This is a genomic window from Paenibacillus sp. LjRoot153 (assembly GCF_964253085.1).
Taxonomy (GTDB): domain Bacteria; phylum Bacillota; class Bacilli; order Paenibacillales; family NBRC-103111; genus Paenibacillus_E.
On record NZ_CAXUQH020000001.1, the window covers coordinates 4441889 to 4459547 of the forward strand.

Genomic DNA, 17659 nt, shown 5'->3' on the forward strand with positions numbered 1-17659 from the left:
GCATAAGGAACACTTATTTCTCAATATCAACCCACATCACAGGTTCCTTACTCACAGAATTTAGTGAGACGGATTTTCAATCTCGAGTACAAAATAAGGGAGAAGCGCAGCTTCCCCCCCTGAACCTAAAACTTAAAACGGTATACGTCATCCGCATACCGCCTTCTCCACTATCTCTTCAACTCCGCGACAAGGCTTGGAGGAATTTCCCCCTGCAAGCCCTTCACCAAATTTTTCGCAGCAAGCATAGCCATATCGAAACGCGTCTGATGAGTAGCCGATCCGATATGCGGCAGGGTTACAACATTAGGCATTTGCAATAGTTTGTTGTCCGGATCTACTGGCTCTTGCTGGAAAACATCAAGACCTGCTCCGCGGATGCTTCCCTTTTCCAAAGCTTCAATAAGTGCTACTTCATCCACAGTTTGCCCACGGGACGCATTGATAAAGATGGCTGTCTTCTTCATAAGTGCCAGTTCTTCACGGCCGATGAAATGAGTTGTTTCAGGTGTTAATGGCGTCATGACCACTACAAAATCAGACTCTTGCAGCAGTTCCTGTAAGGACCGGTAGACAACGCCAAGCTTCTGCTCGGCTTCCATTTTTCTACTGCGATTGTAATACACGACATCCATGTTGAATCCGAACTTTGCCCGTCTGGCAATCGCTTCCCCGATACGCCCCATACCAATTATCCCAAGTTTAGCATGATGAACGTCTATTCCGAAACTTTGCTCTTCGCTTCCTTTTTTCCATTTGCCAGCCTTCACGTAAGCATCAAGCTCCGGAATTCTTCTCGCTGTGGCCAAGATAAGTCCGAAGACCGTATCCGCCACCGTTTCATCCAATACACCCGGAGTATGAGTCCCCATCACGTTCCTAGCCTTCATTGCCTCTGTATCGAAATTATTGTAACCAACTGAGACATTGCTAACAATTTTGAGCTTCGGTGCATGTTCCAACAGTTCCTGATCAATGCTTCCTCCAGATATTAAAAGTCCATCCGCATCGGACAGCTCTTCCAAAAGCTGTTGACGAGAAATTTCCTCTTCCCTGTCCCACATCCGATAATCACAGTGCTGAGCAATGTACGCTTCCACTTCACTTGGAACTTGCTTTGCAAGAAATACTTTTGGCCGCATCTCCAAAACTCCCTTCCAGTCTATGCATGCATCATACCAAAAAATCAATATTCATAGAAGTTCTTTTTGCCGATCATAAACGCTAATCGCATTCCTCCCGATGCGTGAATGACGTTAAGCTGAATGAAGGGCTACTACGCCGTAACCAATCAGATGTTTAATAATCGTTTCTCGTTAGTTTAGTTGGAAATTGAAACTAAGCTTAATATCCGCCTTCAATCTAAATGGTACGGATTGCAGCCACTGTACAGTTATCAGATTAATTTGTTAAGATCATTCTTTGGCTTGGGTGAATTCGTTCCCTTATGGTAGTCTTCCCATAGTGGGGCGATGAATTTTTCTAATGTTTTTACTACGTCATCTCTTCGGCTCTCTTCAACATTTACAGTGTCATTTGAAATATCATTTCTTATTCGTATAAGCACAAATAAAGGAGGTAATGCAGCCTCACGAAGAGCTTTAATCATGTTTTCTTCTTGTGAAGTAATATCCATAACGTATCATATTCCTTTCTAGTAAATTTCTGCTCGACATAATTTCATTATAAACCTTGTCATCAGTGTTAGGGTCAAGAGAAAGTAAGATATTCAACTGTGCCGCCCAATAGTTTAATGAACACAAAAGAACTTATCCTCACCATCTGGCTCACTGTGAATGCTTCGTATTCCGCCAGTGCCATATAGAACCGTTTATTAAATCTAACTAGAGGTATTGTCCTCATAACCCCAAAACTCTAAAAGTCGTTTATTTTCTTTAATATCATTCTCGGATAAACGACCCAATTTCATCTTGCAACTAGATGGAGGTCTTTATAATCTGTGTACGTAAAGTCCTTGTAGATCTCCTGGTTTTTCTTATGGAATAGATGAATTTGTTCAGTTAGTTCAAAATGTGGCAATATCCCTGATTTCCATTCCAAAAAAGATTGATATAAAGGTTCCAGGGCTTGTTCAGTTACCAATTTATGATACTCATCTATAATTTCACGTTCTTGATGTCGCTTTTGTTGCTTAGGAGTTAGTCTGTTCTCCAAGTTATTTTCCACCTCTTTGTCCAACACGAATCCTTTTCAGGCTGTTTTTCTTTATCAACTACCTCAACCTTATACTGTCCGTTAGGATTGAATGACGGATACCAACCAAGATTTACTATTCTTTTATGATCTTGGCTAACAATTGCAAGAGGTCTTCGTCCAACTCCAGAACATTCTCATTTATTGAAATCATTATTCTTTTGCACAACATCTATTTCCTCTTCTTCCTCTTCCAAAAAAACTAGCTTGTAATAATCAAGCACTATTAATAGTAGCAAAACCTCATCTCTAATTTCTGTGTATTCCAACCAAAACGAAGCATCTACTTGGCTAAGAGAATATAACATTTCCCCCTCATACAGCCCTCCGACAATAGGATTTATTCTTATTCTTGTAATTGCTTCATGAATAATATAAAAAGGATGATAATTCTGCCTTAACAGATTTCAGCAGCCTTCTCCTAATGTCTATTGAACTCCCTCGTTAGCGTAATCATCCTTCCATTGTAACTAACTCTTGATGCCGTGAAATTACAATATCAATAATACGTCTATATATTTCATATGAGTATTCAGGATTTAAAGCATTCTGTTCCGAAAGCTGCATAATTCTCTGAAACTGTTGAGATTCACGGTTAGTATCTTGGGCATTTAGATGACTCTTCGCTTTATATATTCCAACTTCTTCTGTATATTTAAACCTTTGAGCTAGTAAAGTAATTATTTTTTGGTCAATTTCGTCAATGTTTTTCCTCAGTTCATCTAGTTGTGTCATAAAATCCACCTCTCCCAGTTGTTTTCGCACTTAGACGCTTTTATGCAATAAAGTCATGGATAAAACATTATCATACATTTTAATGGACTGTAAACAGATACGGATTTCTTTGTTCCAGTAATCTCCCGTTACTTTAACGAAACCCAAAAAGGAGCTTCTTCAAAGCAAGCCCCTCCACTATCTTTATCCGTTAGTTCAACGAGCAAGACATATACATATTAGCGTAATGGTTCGCCGCATATTGGCAATAACGAGATAATCACAGTCTTGGAGAGAGAGCCTATCCTATCGTTTAGCGAGGGGTAGGCTCTTTGTTCTCTTTTCAACAGAAATTTATTAATTAATAATCATAACATCCAGACACTCTATGAATCTGTACCATATATTGATTATAGAAAGGAGCGAACAATGATGGTCATATCTGCCCCCTATAGAATGTATCAAATGCGACAAACGTCTCTAACGTTGCAACAGAGATTATCTCAATTAATAGGTGCTAAATTAACTACGTTAATCAATCCATTTGGACTTGTTGAAGAACAAACAATTCTCAGAGTTTTACGATCAACGATCACAGTCTCAGGTGGATTAGTTCTTTCCCCTTCCGGTCTTCAACTTATGTCGATAAACCGTAAAGCACAAAATCATACAACCAGGAGGTTTAGCATTGCTCTAAATTCCATAGCGAGAGATGGACAACCCAATAGTCCAATAATCCTAAAAAATAGACGGGTTGTTCAGATAGGCACAGATTTTTTGGAAACAACAGTGAATGGCAACTCCATTCAATTAATCCCTTTGTCAAATGTATCGGTCATCTTTGGCCCACAAAGCAGCAGTCAACGCAATAAGCGCGACAACAAAAGATAGATTTATAGATATAAGGGAGAAGGGATAAATATGATTCTACGAGGAGTAGTCGATTTTGGAATAGCTCAAAATCAAGATCAAAACATTCTTTTTATCAATGAATGTGGTGGAGGACCCGCAGCCAGTATATTTCGGATTCCGAATAATGCGATTGTCATTCTTAAGAGAGGATGCATCAAGAAAAGAGTTCGAGTCGTTAAGGGAGACGCATCGGAATGCGATTTCCATATGGCCGTGTTAAATCCGAGTACGGCTCGGTTGTTCAAGGTGAAAGCAGAACAGCGTTTTTTGCTCGTCTTTAATTCGAACACGAATATCATGACCTTGATTCGAAAGCCCGTGACCCGCGACACGGCTAGGTTTTTTGTTGATAACGGCCTCACCGAAGATGATAATATTTTTATTGCAGGTCCTTTTCGTGATGATTTTGGGATTCCCAGTACCAGAAACACGATTACCCTTGTACGAGGAGGAGTGTGTAAAACCCTTTCGATCTTGACAAGCGACATAGAGGTACCGAATCTTTCCTTTCGCTTAACAGCTAAAAATGCGGCGAAATTTCAATTGATCAACGGGAGAAGATACAAATTGGCTTATAATCAGATCACGAATCGTCTTGTAATAGAAAGGCAAGTGACATAAGCCATATTGGATGGTGATTTTTTGAATTTCGATACAGGGGATGATGAGCAACTGCTGCACTGATGTAGTCATAGGAAGCCAACGTTTTCGTTGGTTTCTTATGCAGATGGACAAGCCCTGCCTGCAATGAAAAAGGACTGCACATGGCAGCCCTTACCCCATACTAATATTAGCCACTTCTCCGTTTTTCTCGTTATTCCTTTGATTATCTCTACATTTCTACTCCAGTGCTGACACCGACTAGGATCTTCAGAAGAAGAGGGCTTAGCTGGACCAGTATATAACCTATAGCCGCATTACGCAGCATATCCGAAAATAAAGATCGTAAGTGAGGACCCAGTAATACCGCGGCTAATAAGTTTTTGTTATAAGTGAAAATACCCAGGGCAAGTTTGTTACTGAAGGACAAACTTGAGCGTTAGTGATGATAAATCTGGAAAATAAAGTTTGTTAGCGCTTTTCGCATTTGTAAACAAACATATATATTCAAGGAAGCTCTCGGTTAGTGCAAGAAAGCTGCCAGTCATTCTCTCGGCAGCATCTTGTGGGATTAAACTAATGTATCTCGTTAGTTGAGTGACGGTTGCACTCCAAAATTTTAGAATAAATTTCCATAATTGTGGAGTTAATAATAATGTCAACTAGACATACTCCTGTTCTAACAAAAAGCCAATCGGTCCTCTCTCCGATTGGCTTTACTAATTCTGAGCAGACTACCGATCCACTACCTCTGAATTAAATGTTATAAATAATCTTTCTTAGTGCATTTGTCTGATCTTTATGGTGTTTTTTGTTGGTTGACCAAAAATATAGCGTATTGCAACGGTCGCCGTACCGATTCTTTATAAAGCTCCAATTGACCCGTCTTTAAAAAGATTTTTCTGCTCGGCTTAGGATTTACTTCTATCAACCAAACTTTTCCATATATATCAATCCCAATATCAAGCCCAAACTCCATCATGGAACCGAACTTCAATTCGATCGTCTCCACGACAAGTTGGGCCATCTTTTTACAATTCTGCCGAATGGTCTCCGCCTTCTCCCGTCCAAAGCGACGAACCATGAACTCATCGAAACGAATTGCTTTGCCTCCTTTCCAAGTGATATTGGATGTCGGACTGTGCTTTCCTCCTAATCTTAGACCTATACCAGTGACGCTCCATTCGCCTTGAGCATTTTTTTGTATCATCATCCTTGCATCTATCACCCGATGCGGCATCAATTCCAAGCAAAGACCCTGTTGAATCATGAATGTTCCCGATCTTATCCGCTCGGAAAACACCCAATTCTTTATCCAACGAATGGCTGTAGCTTCAGAATTTAGTTTGGTTCTCACTAAATTGCCTACTCTGTTCCGTCCAGTTAATGTGAAATATTCTTTATTACGTGCAACCTTCAATATGCTGCATCCTCCGGTTCCATTACTTGGCTTAATGTATAATTCAGGAAATTCTCTTATCATTAGCCGGAGTTTCTCTGTGGAAAACATTACAGTTTTAGGAATGTATTTCGCAAGCGAAGGCGTATTGCTAAACAACCGTGTCGCCTTTGACTTGTAAGTAAATTTATGACTTGTGTATGGAAACCAATCTTTCCGTCTCATTTCCTTATACGGTTTATCTAACTTGCGACAGCGATCGATGACTACATCAGGCCAACGGAAGATTCCTTCCTTCCATCCTCCTGTCGCAGATGGCACAAAACCTCGAATTTGTTTTTTTTCGGGCATGATATCCAAATGAGAAAACAAGAACACTTTCGCACCCAAACTCCGACCTTCTCTGACCATATCTAGAAAAAATTCAGACTCAGAAAACTTGTTTCCATTTCGATTAGTTAATATTCCAATTTCCGGTTCGCTCATTTGAAAGCCTCCTACGAAGATTGCAATGTTAAACGGATGGAAAAGCTCAAAAAAAACTCTGTAGATGCTTCTGAAATGTATTTTTTTTGTACCTGACATCCAGGAACAAGAGATTAACTTATGTAGAACTACTTCCTTTGTAGGATATGAGATATAAATATGATTAAATGAAGAGATAGGTGCAACGATCGGGAATGAGATAACTGTTTCTTGCTTTTGATTTGTAAATCCACACGAACTGATGGAACTTCTCAAAAGACGCACTAAAATCATTTAGAACGCGAAACTTGCCGTCATCGCAATAAAGGCAGTCGAGTGATCGACTGCCTTCTGTCTATTGTTCAACTATCGTTCTTCGTTAGCGTAACAACTTCACAAAATAGATTAGCTTATGTAGGCATCTTACTGTTCGCATATGCAGCCGCGCCGATCATACCAGCTTGTCCGCCTAATTTCGCTTGTACTATCTTACAAGCATGAGAAGAAAGCTTTAAAGCATGATTTCCAACGGTTTCACGTACTGAATTTAGCAAGCGATCACCAGCTGCCGACATTCCACCACCAACTATAATTACTTCTGGATTTAATAGATTGACTACAGTCGAAAGACCAAATCCAAGAATCTTTCCTGTTTCATGCATAACCTCAATTGCAAGTAAATCTCCTAGATCGTATGCCTCTGAGATCATATGGGCAGTAATTGCCGTCCGATCGTCTCCCACCCATTGCAATACGGTACTTGACCGACCTTCCTCAAGCTTGTCTGTAAAGGTTTTGACCATTCCTATTGCAGACACGTATCTCCCTAGACAGCCTGAGCTTCCACAACGACAAGGACGACCTTCTCGGTACATATTCATATGCCCAATTTCGCCCGCGCTAGATGTTGTACCGTAGAAAACCTTTCCATCATTTACAATACCCGACCCTAAACCGGTACCTAACGTGATCAATACCAAGTTTTTGTAACCGGCGCCTGCACCAAACAGCCATTCACCATACATATTTACCCGCACATCATTATCGATAAAAACAGGAAAGTCAAAATTACTTTTCATTTGATTCACAACATGAATGTTGTCCCAACCTGGAAAGTTTGGCGAAAATATGGATAGACCTTCATCTGGATTAAGTAAACCAGGGATTCCCATACCCATGCACTTAATAGAAGTTTGATTGATTCCTTCGAACAACATCATCTCTTGAACAATTTCTTTAATTCTGTTTAACACATGAGTAGGTCCTTTTGCTGCTTCTGTGGGGTCACTTCTTTCGTGAATTCTTTGAAACTCCGTGTTGAAAATTGCGGACTTAATATTTGTTCCACCAAGGTCAATACCAATAACATATTTACTCATAGCTATCTCCGCCCTCATATATTTTCAAATATTGTAAATTACTTGATTATTAAAATGAATGGACTTATGAGACTATTATCATGGAAATTTATCACATTAAGTTTTACTACAGTAATCTGCCCGACCCTCGGAATGACACACGGTATATTTATTATGTCTCTTTGTAGGCAATCGGTCGATATTCTTGGCCTGTTTGTACGTGCGAAATGATAATGATTTCCAAACCGTAACATATCATACAATTTTTTGGACATATTGCCCGTTAGGTGAGTAAAATCTGCCGATCATGCCGGCAGCCTTTTAAGGTATGTATTGAGCAAACGTTCTTCGTAACAACAACGTAAGTAAATCACTTCGTTCTGACTTTACCCATTGAATATACCACTTTCCATTCTCTTGAAAGAGAAAACAAAATTGTGGTGATTGTTCAGTGATGTTTGTAAAGCAATGTGTGCTGCTTCAAACTGATTCACGTTATAATTCCACCGATATAAGACTACATAGGGATCTTGTGTCCCCAGAGTGTCAATTAATTCGTCTTTTTTGTCACCATCGAGATTCATCTTATTGATGTGATGCTCCTGAAAATCATTGTCTTTACCCCATCTGCTAACATCCTCTTCGTAGTAAAAAATGCTTACTCCAAAAGAACCGTTCACTTCAAATTCTGGAACTGTTCCTCCTCTCCATTGGGATGGTGATACATTACTCCATCCTTCGTCGGAAACCCGTCCTTATCCATACCATGTATCTTTATCCTGTAAGTATCCATACACAAGATTTTTATTGTCTATATGCGTGTAAAAGTGAACAAATATTGATTTCTCATTGCCTGTATGAACTTCGATTTTATTTATAAACACTTCATCATTTTGGGGTTTCTCTATACTTAGTTCCTGAATCTCACTTTTAGGTGAAGGATGGAATTCTAATTCGAGAGCATGTTTGTTTTGCAACTCTTGATATTGTGGTTGTTTTTATATCTAAATTCGCCATGTAATGTAGTAACCTGCCCGTTACTTTAACGAGGCCACCTATTCATGCCGGCAGTCTCGTCCTAATTGAGTTACCCATTGATTTTCGGATGACTATATAACTCTATAAATATTATCAGCTATTAACTCAACAGGATCACTATTTCTAACCATTATGTAGACCTCATCTGTGTTAAAAGGAAGTTCTCTAATCCTTTCAATAGCTGTATCAATAAATTGCTTTGTATCTAGATTCCATATTTCCTCTAGACTCTCTGCATTATTCAATCAGAAATATTATCCACAATTACTTTGCACCTCTTGCCATAAGGGTCATAATTTTCGTTTTGCTGTCAAATTCCACAACAATTCTTTCATTCTCGCTAAAACCAAATAAGGCAATATCTCTAGGATTAAGTCTCAATATTCTACCTGGCGGATCATCTTCAAACGAATCCAATGTGAGGATTAATTTCTTGAAAATGCCACCTCTTTTCACTGTTATGGATTTACCAATAGGCAAGTTGATACCTCGCGAGGTGAACGTGGCCGCTAGGTCAAAATTAACAGAAACCTCACGAGTTTCTGTACCAATTGATACAAGTAAAGCTGTAGTTTTTGCACTTGCCAATATACATTCCTCCCTTAGATTTCAACTTAAAGCCCTTTCAATTTATGTAAACGAGGAACATTGTGTTACAACAATAGGTCTTTAATGGAATTTATTGTTATAGGCAATACTACCACCTACTACGACTACACCCTCATACGCAGCGTCTGTTCTCTCCTAATTCATTCAAATACAATGAATCCACGTACATCTATCCTCGGATGACTATTTGTCCCTCCTGATATGTACTCTCGTTTATTCTATTTGATTTGAAATGTTAGCTGAGGCAGCATAACTACTATTCTCGGAGTGGCCCGCAGATAACAAAAAGAACACCCTTAATCAGGTGTCCTGTGACTTGAGTAGATATAAGCCGATGAAACTTCTCTTATATTCAACTATACGATTTTTCTACCTATGGCATCCACCATATTTCTAAAGACCCCATCCCAGTCAAGGTTTACATTTTCAATTGTATAGGTAGGAAATGGCAGCATATCAAGCAGCTTCAATTCGATCCGCTTGCGGTTTTCCATAAACCCAATATTTTGTTCCTTCGCAAAGTGAGGTTTCGAACGAATGGAAGAAATCCAAACCTGCTGCTCCCTCACACTCGGGTGAGTTAAATAAATCACCACAGGATGCAAATCAGCAATCTGAGCGGCGATTCCCTGAATATGTTGCTCGATATGGTGATCACCAGCTTGATAATGACCTAACAAGTCATGAATTTGATGCTGAAAAAACACTGCTTCGAGTACATATACCTCATCTAAAGTGCTGGCAAGCTCAGAGAAACGTGCCCAATGCCGCTGAATCGAATATGTAAACTCTGACAGCGCGGCTACGGGCGAGTCCGTCCAGCATAGCTCACGGGACTTTAGCTCTGAATAGAGCATATCCAGCATTTTGAATTCCTTGACTTCACGATAAGGAATCAGATAATTGTTACCATCGTTTATGGCCCATGATCTGATTTCATTAGCGTTGTCTGGGTATCGCATCAGAAGTTCCTTATATTCGTCTCCATGAAAGAAAGCGTGCCAATTTAAACTCGTAGGATGCCCTTTTGCACCCTCGTCATAAAAACGAGAGGAAATGCCTTGCTGTACTAGGTAGTAATGCAATCGTTCTGCTAACGTCGATTTACCCGTTCCGCACAAACCTTCCACCAAAATCAGTTTGCAATTGTTTGGCATGTGATTGCTCCCAATTCTTTTTTACATCCGTAATTTCACTATCGTTCTGCATTCTTCAACAATTGTCCCTAATTCATGCTTGAATTTAATGGTTTGGATATCGAACTCTTATACTGTTCTCTTATCGTTTTCTTGCTTTGATTACAAAAGTTACAGGAAGCATCTTTGCTTTTTTTGCAAATTTGCTGTTACCCCGCGATCGAATAATTTCGTCATCAGACTGCTCAATCATTTGCTCAATGAAAAAGCCCGCTTTAGCCAATGCATTCACATAGGTTGATAGTGTACGGTCCGATAATGTTAGCGTACTTTCGTCAAGAGATGACGAATACCAAGATTCATCGAAATAACATTTTTTAAAGACAAACGTATTTTTTTCATCAACAACACATTTATGTATGGGGTGGGACCAACTAAAAATAAATGCACCGTCTTTTTTTAGGTAAGAAGCAATCCTGCAAAAAGTACCCTCAAGGTCGGTGGTCCAGCCTATGGCATAAACCGAATAAACAAAGTCAAAATATTCCTCGGGTATGCCACATTTTTCTTCCATGGGAGAACAGATTAATTTAGCTGAAAGACCGCGCGCCATCAAATGCTGCCTTGTCTTTTCGATTTGATTTTCTGAAATATCCATACCCCAAAGTTCAGATGCTTTGCGTTCCCCCAGATAACTTAAAGATTCACCGCTTCCACAGCCTATCTCCAGTACTTTTTTTCCTGATACATCGCTAAAAAACTGGCATTTTTCTTCTGAGACAAATGCCCCATAAAAAGGAAGTGCAGTTGCTCCTAGAACAACATTTCCTTTTGTATCCCAAAATAAGCTGTTTGTTTCATGAATAGAACTTTTATCCATATCAACGGAGATGGCGACAACCTCACTACCGCCTACAATGAAAATTTAATGATACCAGCATAATTGCATCACGAGAGTAGAAATATGAGGTTTGTAGAACAAAAAAACTCCTTGGTATGATGTTAAAAGGATCCCAGTTGCTGGCCCAGCGACAGGCTTATTTATCTCACCAAAGCTTGAATCTAAGCAGATGATCGGTCAAATGTTCTCTCTTTAAGATTTCAATCTGCTTGTTCCCTATTAGGTCGAAATGTGGATATTCATCACGAAGATGTATGTAAACTGGATTTAAACCATTCGCCAAGCACCATTCCTTCAATCGTTCCAGATCACAGCAACCCACCTTAGTGATCGTCTTAACTCCTGGAAAGCGAGGTTCTACCCAATAATGCGTCAAAAAGGCAATTTCCCCCTGTTTGCATTTGGATTTCCATTCATTCAGTTCATGTCTGGATATTCCGAAAGCCATGTCATCAATCTCCTATTCGGTGCTTTTACAAATAAATAGTTGGTAAAGTTTAACTTGATAGCAATTGGAGAGTTTCTTCTGTGATACGAACATGAAAATTGAACTCTTATAAAGTAGGTGGATTTGTGTCGTAAGACTACAATGTTGGCACATTTGTGTCGTTGGACAAGAGAGCAGTTGCCGAGTGGCAAACTGCTCTCTGATCATTGAACTAACACTCAACGTTAGAACTATGATTTCATCTTTTCAAATCTATCAATGATTTCTGAAATCGCGTTAATGCTGATCGGCTTGCTGATGTAAGCATCCATACCAACAGACAGATATTTCTCACTGTCGCCTTTAATTGCGTGAGCTGTCACGGCCACAATGCACGGGCGTTTCTTACCGATAAACATTTCATTGATTAACTTTGTGGCTGCTAATCCATCCATCCCGGGCATTTGAATATCCATAAAGATGATATCATAAGGATTACGCTTAACAGCTTCTACAGCTTCTTTTCCGTTTGGTACTAGGGTCGGTTTGTGCCCGAGTTTCTCTATCATTTTCTTTAAAACAAATTGATTCACTTCATTGTCTTCTGCAATTAGAATTTTCAAGGTTTGTTCAGTTGAATTTTCGACAATGTCATCTTGTTGGGGCCACATTTCATATTGCGATGAGTCTAAATGATTCGATTGGACCCGAAAGTTGGCTGTGAACAAGAAAGTTGATCCTGTTTGATCTTTGGAAGCTTCATGCCAGATTTTACCATCCATGAGCTCAACAAGCTTTTTACAGATAGCTAGTCCTAGACCTGTACCCTCTGTTTTCCGAGTCATAAAATGATCTACTTGATAAAAGGGTTCAAATAAATGACCTACCTGTTCCTTCGGTACACCGATACCTGTATCCCGGATTGCAAATTGAAGGCGCACCTTATTCAGTTCAAGCGACAATGTATCAACGCTGATCGAAATCGCTCCGTTAGGAGTGAATTTTATAGCATTGCTGAGCAAATTCATCAGAACTTGTCTTAACTTAGTAATATCTCCATGAACCAAGCTAGGAACCTTAGGACTGACTGATGTAGTGATCTCCAGATTTTTCTCAAGAGCTTTAGATATTACCATATTAAGCGTTTCTGATAATATATCTCTCACATTCAAAGGTTCTTCCATTAACTCCGTCTTGCCGGATTCAATTTTGGAGAAGTCCAGAATATCATTGATAATCGCGAGCAGCGTATCTCCACTCTTTTTAATTATTTGTACATATTCAATCTGCTCTTCATCCAATTTCGTGTCTAAGAGTACATCGGTCATACCGATAACCCCGTTCATAGGCGTACGTATTTCATGACTCATCATGGCTAAAAACTCACTTTTAGCTTTATTCGTTTTTTCAGCGGCTTCTTTTTCAATGATCAATTTTTTTTGTTCCGTCATGTCTTTCGCAATGATGTAAAAGCCCATAGTCTGAGTCTGGATGATGATTGGAGCTAGCGTTACCAACACTTCAACGGAATACCCATCCTTGTGTTGAATCAAAGTAATTTCTTTTTCAACTTTTTCGATTTCTACATAATCGTTTAAAGCCAAAAGCAAATTAGTTGAACTTTTTTCGCCAATTAATTTGGACATTTCACTGCCGATTAACTCTTCAATGAGATATCCAGTCATCTGTTGCACCATATTATTGCCATTTATTATAATGCCGTCCAAACCAAAAGAAATAATAGCATCGTGGTTGTATTTCTTTAACGACGTATACCGTTCGATACTTTCCTGCAGCTTTAGTTCTGCTAGCTTGTTCTTGGTTACATCGATAAATTGGGTAATAAAATATTCAGGCTTCCCATCATTGTCATCACGAACTAAAGAAACATGTACGAAGGTCCAAACGATATTGCCATTTTTATTAAAGTACCGATTTTCTAATTCAAATGAAGGGATGACGCCATCCAATAATTCTGTTAGTAAACCCATGGAGTTGTTCCTATCATCAGGATGTCGGATATCTTCTAGTGTAAAATTCATGAATTCTTCTTCCGAATAGCCGAAAATACTGCAAACAGCCGGATTAACTTTCATCCATTTTCGATCCAGAGAAATTAAAGCGATCCCAATCGGAGCATTTATATATAAATGTTTAAATAAAGCTTTGGGGTCAAATAACTTTAGCTCCTGCATCAACGCATTCCTCCTTTTGAATTAACGTGATACCAGCCTCTTACTTTTCCCTTGGTAGCTACTCATATATTACCATAAAATGAGTAGCTGTCCGTAGTAGAATGCATTTTGTAGTCTCCTTGATATTGTTATTGGATCTGTCGTTGGCCAGCAACTGGGATCCTTTTAACATCATACCAAGGAGTCTTTTTGTTCTACAAACCTCATATTTCTAGATAATAGGAATGCTGCACGTTACTATAATAAACAAAGAGGAGCTGGCGCGAAGCAAGCTCCTCTTTGTTTATCGTTAGTTCAGCTACAACTACAAGAAACTACCAGGTAGCTTACATGATAGTGTCGGAAAGTCTATTGGCTTCGTCCAATCAGACATCTTTTTATAGTCATATATTAATATAATAGAGGTTCAAAAGGAGGTACCACTTTTTATGGGGAGTTTTAAAATAGTTACTAAAGCCATTAAGTCCATTGGTATCAAAATAATCAAAGAGATTGAAATTAACTATTTATATGGGGATAAATTTGAGCTTTCTTTCGATAAAGACGAAGATGAGGATGAAAGAAAGGATGAACTCGAGCTCTTTCTAGAAAGTATTGATTGGAAATGTGTTGTGGAAGTGAAAATAAAGTTTTACAACGGAGATAAGATAAAAATTGAATTTGATGTTGATGACGATCAACATCATTGTACACGGGGGCGAACAGGTCCGACAGGTGCGACAGGCGCTACAGGTGCTACAGGTGCTACAGGCGCTACAGGTGCGACAGGCGCTACAGGCGCTACAGGCGCTACAGGCGCTACAGGCGCTACAGGTGCTACAGGTGCTACAGGTGCTACTGGTGATACAGGTGCGACAGGTGCGGCAGGTGCGACAGGTGCGACAGGTGCTACAGGTGCTACAGGTGCTACAGGTTCAACAGGTGCGACAGGTGCGACAGGTGCGACAGGTGCGACAGGTGCGACAGGTGCGACAGGTGCGACAGGTGCGACAGGTGCGACAGGTGCGACAGGTGCGACAGGTGCGACAGGTGCGACAGGTGCGACAGGAGAAATAGGAGCAACAGGAGCAACAGGTGCAACAGGAGAAATAGGAGCAACAGGAGCAACAGGAGCAACAGGTGCAACAGGTGCAACAGGTGCAACAGGTGCAACAGGTGCAACAGGTGCAACAGGTGCAACAGGTGCAACAGGTGCAACAGGTGCAACAGGTGCAACAGGTGCAACAGGTCCTTCTCAGTTACTTGTGAATCAGACGGCATTTGTCGATTCTCGATATGGTAACAACGCAACGGCCATGCTTGATGACATGACAAAACCTTGGCAAACGGCAGCTGCGGCTGTGGCTGCCGCTCCTTCGGGTACAACAATCATAGTACGTCCCGGATCCTATACGGAGACGAATTTGGCTAAAGACGGGATCAGTTGGGTATTTGAAAAGGGAGCCATCGTCACAGCAGTTGCAAATCTTTTTGACGATCTAGGAACCGCGATTGACTTTGATGTACTTGGTGAGGGTCTGTTTTTAACCAATGCAGCAACAGTTGTGGGTAGTTCCATTCTCCAAAGCACAGGTGTCAGCACGATCCACTTTGATTGTGAATCCATGATTGATACGGTCGGCAACACGATCAATCTCACCGGAGGAGGCAATTACACCATCAACGTCCAGGAGAGTATCACGAACGGCTTCATCGGAGGCTCCGCGCTTGTGATTTCGAGCGGTACGCTGTTTATGAAAGCTTTTGAAATTACGAATGATACCAGCGGTACAGATGACCTCATCATGCTTACGGGAACAGATCCGATTAGCGTGAATCTTGAAGCCATGATGATCACTAGTGGTGGCAGGGCTGTCTTGGTGAACAACAGTGCTCCGAACCAATTGTCGGTTATCACAATGCGAACCCGAATCATTCAGAACATTTCCGGACTCATTATAGATGTCACTCCTGTATTTGCCGGAAGCTTGATCAGCTATTCCATCGCATTGGTAGGCGGTTCTCAAGGGGTATCTATCCAAGGCGGTTCGGTTACTTTGAATAGTTTTATTTTGGTCGTGATTAATCAAGGGGCTCCAGCACTCGTTCTTGGCGGAAATTCTCAATTCACCGGTGATTTCGATAGAATATTTAGTCAAGATGCTTGTATATTAATGCAAAATGGAGAAGCAGTTATCCATACCAAAACTATGAATTCCTTCCAGACAATGAGCCCAGCCATCGATCTTCAAGGCGGTCAAATGAGATTGAATGTGGATCTAATTTCCAGCGAATCTGGGTGTATTCAAGTAACTGGAGGCTTTCACAAGTTGACTGTTATGCAGATGTCGACCAATGGACAGACATTTCCGGCTGTACGCGTGGCCAATAATGGCAACTTATTTCTCAATTTCCAAGAAATTACCGGCTCTGTTAACGGACTTATTACTATGGAGAGCGTCGGAAATTTGAATATGATTGGAGATCGCATCGCCACCCACGATAGCGGCAGCGGCTTAAAGACGGCCTTACTTTTAGTCGATGGTCAAATCGATGCGAATGTTAATGTGATCTCTGCATTTGGAAGCTGCATCCATCTATCGTCCGGCGGCGGCAACCCCAATCTGCGTTGTTACGTAGATTCAATATCCAGCACAGTGAACCCAGATCCTATGTTTGCGGGAACTAGCTTAATTCTTCAAGAAACAGGCAACGCCACCGTTCGATTCAATCGGATGGAAGCCTCCTTTTCATCGCAAATGATACGAGTCATTAATGGAAATCTTGAAATAGAAGGAGAGCTTATATTCAACACCTTTGCACCCTCCTCTACAGGTATTGTGGTTTCCGGAGGAACCTTTAACGGTAACATTAACAGAATTCAGATGGGCACACGGGCATTGGATGCGAGCTCAGGCAGTGTAACGCTCACATTTGTCGAGATCGCAGTGGTTCAGCCCAGCTCAGAACAAATTATCATTGCGCTGGGCGGAAATGTTGCAGCTCGAATCGTCGGCGATTTAATCCAGGGAGGTACGGATTATACAGGAATTATTGTTTCCGACACGGCTTTTCTAGAGGCGCATATCAACGAAATGAGAGTGGCTGGTACTTGTCTTCAATATAATTCTACAGCATCTTCAAACTTTTTTTTCGATGTCCTTACTGTTGCGAGCGGTGTAACGCTAACGGATACAGCAGCCATTACTATGTCCACCGGTACTTTGCAGGTAAAGGGTAGCAGGATTGAAAATGGGACGGGACTTATCACCGGATTTGGTATTCTTCTTGCTAATGAAGCCAGTTTTATAGGAGATATCGATTACATTCGCTCTTCGAACAATGGGTTGCGTACCTCCAGCACAGGCAGAGTTCAATTATATGCAGATGAGGTAGAGTCGTTTGAAGTGGAAACTATTCATATTCACAACCTGCCTAATGGTAACTCTGCGGACTATACGTTTAAAGGTTTATTTCGAACCTTTGGTTCCTCATCAACGGTTATAATTGATAGTCCAGCACCGCCGAACGTACTTCGGTTCATCAATACGACTCTTATTAGCAACGTGTCACCTTCCATATTCTCGACAGTTATAGTATTAGTTAAGAACTATGGCATTCTTACATCCACGTTTCCAGAGGATGCTACTGTCTCATTCTTATTCCCCAGTTCGGTCAATATTGATCCCGTAGTTAATTAAGAGGATATTAC

Annotated in this window: 16 protein-coding genes; 3 read left to right on the forward strand and 13 right to left on the reverse strand. The window is 40.5% G+C overall.

Annotation, left to right across the window (positions count from 1 at the left end):
- Positions 1-170: 170 nt before the first annotated feature.
- From ACSQ8P_RS19010 to ACSQ8P_RS19030, 5 genes are all read right to left on the reverse strand, one after another.
- Entirely contained in the window at positions 171-1142 is a 972-nt protein-coding gene (locus tag ACSQ8P_RS19010) for a 2-hydroxyacid dehydrogenase (RefSeq protein ID WP_436236605.1), read from the reverse strand.
- Positions 1143-1396: 254 nt separating this feature from the next.
- Complete coding sequence (locus ACSQ8P_RS19015; protein ID WP_436236606.1) at positions 1397-1636, reverse strand: hypothetical protein; 240 nt, start codon at positions 1634-1636, stop codon at positions 1397-1399.
- A gap of 290 nt (positions 1637-1926) precedes the next feature.
- On the reverse strand, positions 1927-2175 hold the full coding sequence (locus ACSQ8P_RS19020) for a hypothetical protein (protein WP_436236607.1): 249 nt from the start codon (positions 2173-2175) through the stop codon (positions 1927-1929).
- A 176-nt stretch (positions 2176-2351) separates the two neighbouring features.
- Positions 2352-2618, reverse strand: coding sequence for a contact-dependent growth inhibition system immunity protein (locus ACSQ8P_RS19025; RefSeq protein WP_436239556.1), 267 nt, complete (start codon positions 2616-2618; stop codon positions 2352-2354).
- Positions 2619-2667: 49 nt separating this feature from the next.
- Positions 2668-2949, reverse strand: a complete 282-nt coding sequence (locus tag ACSQ8P_RS19030) for a chorismate mutase (RefSeq protein WP_436236608.1) — start codon at positions 2947-2949, stop codon at positions 2668-2670.
- Positions 2950-3384: 435 nt separating this feature from the next.
- On the opposite strand from ACSQ8P_RS19030, the gene ACSQ8P_RS19035 reads away from it, so the two are divergent.
- Complete coding sequence (locus ACSQ8P_RS19035) at positions 3385-3819, forward strand: hypothetical protein (RefSeq protein ID WP_436236609.1); 435 nt, start codon at positions 3385-3387, stop codon at positions 3817-3819.
- 30 nt (positions 3820-3849) lie between these two features.
- Complete coding sequence (locus tag ACSQ8P_RS19040) at positions 3850-4461, forward strand: hypothetical protein (RefSeq protein WP_436236610.1); 612 nt, start codon at positions 3850-3852, stop codon at positions 4459-4461.
- 778 nt (positions 4462-5239) lie between these two features.
- On the opposite strand, the gene ACSQ8P_RS19045 is transcribed toward ACSQ8P_RS19040, so the two are convergent.
- The 8 genes from ACSQ8P_RS19045 to ACSQ8P_RS19080 all read right to left on the reverse strand — a co-directional run bounded on the left by ACSQ8P_RS19045 (position 5240) and on the right by ACSQ8P_RS19080 (position 13968).
- Positions 5240-6325, reverse strand: a complete 1086-nt coding sequence (locus ACSQ8P_RS19045) for a YheC/YheD family protein (protein WP_436236611.1) — start codon at positions 6323-6325, stop codon at positions 5240-5242.
- A gap of 389 nt (positions 6326-6714) precedes the next feature.
- A complete protein-coding gene (locus tag ACSQ8P_RS19050) occupies positions 6715-7683 on the reverse strand; it encodes an ROK family protein (RefSeq protein WP_436236612.1) in 969 nt (322 codons plus the stop codon).
- Positions 7684-8048: 365 nt separating this feature from the next.
- A complete protein-coding gene (locus tag ACSQ8P_RS19055; RefSeq protein ID WP_436236613.1) occupies positions 8049-8342 on the reverse strand; it encodes a hypothetical protein in 294 nt (97 codons plus the stop codon).
- Between the two features lie 622 nt (positions 8343-8964).
- The gene (locus tag ACSQ8P_RS19060) at positions 8965-9288 is read right to left on the reverse strand and encodes a hypothetical protein (protein ID WP_436236614.1); all 324 of its coding nucleotides are present in this window, start codon (positions 9286-9288) and stop codon (positions 8965-8967) included.
- Positions 9289-9665: 377 nt separating this feature from the next.
- The gene (locus ACSQ8P_RS19065) at positions 9666-10466 is read right to left on the reverse strand and encodes a hypothetical protein (protein ID WP_436236615.1); all 801 of its coding nucleotides are present in this window, start codon (positions 10464-10466) and stop codon (positions 9666-9668) included.
- A 121-nt stretch (positions 10467-10587) separates the two neighbouring features.
- On the reverse strand, positions 10588-11325 hold the full coding sequence (locus ACSQ8P_RS19070) for a class I SAM-dependent methyltransferase (protein WP_436236616.1): 738 nt from the start codon (positions 11323-11325) through the stop codon (positions 10588-10590).
- A gap of 166 nt (positions 11326-11491) precedes the next feature.
- Positions 11492-11794 (reverse strand): hypothetical protein, encoded by a 303-nt coding sequence (locus tag ACSQ8P_RS19075; protein WP_436236617.1) that lies wholly within the window; start codon positions 11792-11794, stop codon positions 11492-11494.
- A 230-nt stretch (positions 11795-12024) separates the two neighbouring features.
- Positions 12025-13968 carry a PAS domain S-box protein gene (locus ACSQ8P_RS19080; protein WP_436236618.1) on the reverse strand — a complete coding sequence of 648 codons (1944 nt, stop codon included), beginning with the start codon at positions 13966-13968 and terminating at the stop codon, positions 12025-12027.
- 428 nt (positions 13969-14396) lie between these two features.
- Between ACSQ8P_RS19080 and ACSQ8P_RS19085 the strand changes: the two genes are divergently transcribed.
- Complete coding sequence (locus ACSQ8P_RS19085) at positions 14397-17648, forward strand: hypothetical protein (protein ID WP_436236619.1); 3252 nt, start codon at positions 14397-14399, stop codon at positions 17646-17648.
- Positions 17649-17659 lie beyond the last annotated feature (11 nt).

Coding starts and splice junctions, on each gene's coding strand:
- ACSQ8P_RS19035 (WP_436236609.1), top strand. CDS start 3,385: ATGTATCAAATGCGACAAACGTCTCTAACGTTGCAACAGAGATTATCT.
- ACSQ8P_RS19080 (WP_436236618.1), bottom strand. CDS start 13,968: ATGCAGGAGCTAAAGTTATTTGACCCCAAAGCTTTATTTAAACATTTA.
- ACSQ8P_RS19085 (WP_436236619.1), top strand. CDS start 14,397: ATGGGGAGTTTTAAAATAGTTACTAAAGCCATTAAGTCCATTGGTATC.
- ACSQ8P_RS19050 (WP_436236612.1), bottom strand. CDS start 7,683: ATGAGTAAATATGTTATTGGTATTGACCTTGGTGGAACAAATATTAAG.
- ACSQ8P_RS19045 (WP_436236611.1), bottom strand. CDS start 6,325: ATGAGCGAACCGGAAATTGGAATATTAACTAATCGAAATGGAAACAAG.
- ACSQ8P_RS19075 (WP_436236617.1), bottom strand. CDS start 11,794: ATGGCTTTCGGAATATCCAGACATGAACTGAATGAATGGAAATCCAAA.
- ACSQ8P_RS19010 (WP_436236605.1), bottom strand. CDS start 1,142: ATGCGGCCAAAAGTATTTCTTGCAAAGCAAGTTCCAAGTGAAGTGGAA.
- ACSQ8P_RS19070 (WP_436236616.1), bottom strand. CDS start 11,325: ATGGATAAAAGTTCTATTCATGAAACAAACAGCTTATTTTGGGATACA.
- ACSQ8P_RS19065 (WP_436236615.1), bottom strand. CDS start 10,466: ATGCCAAACAATTGCAAACTGATTTTGGTGGAAGGTTTGTGCGGAACG.
- ACSQ8P_RS19015 (WP_436236606.1), bottom strand. CDS start 1,636: ATGGATATTACTTCACAAGAAGAAAACATGATTAAAGCTCTTCGTGAG.
- ACSQ8P_RS19040 (WP_436236610.1), top strand. CDS start 3,850: ATGATTCTACGAGGAGTAGTCGATTTTGGAATAGCTCAAAATCAAGAT.
- ACSQ8P_RS19030 (WP_436236608.1), bottom strand. CDS start 2,949: ATGACACAACTAGATGAACTGAGGAAAAACATTGACGAAATTGACCAA.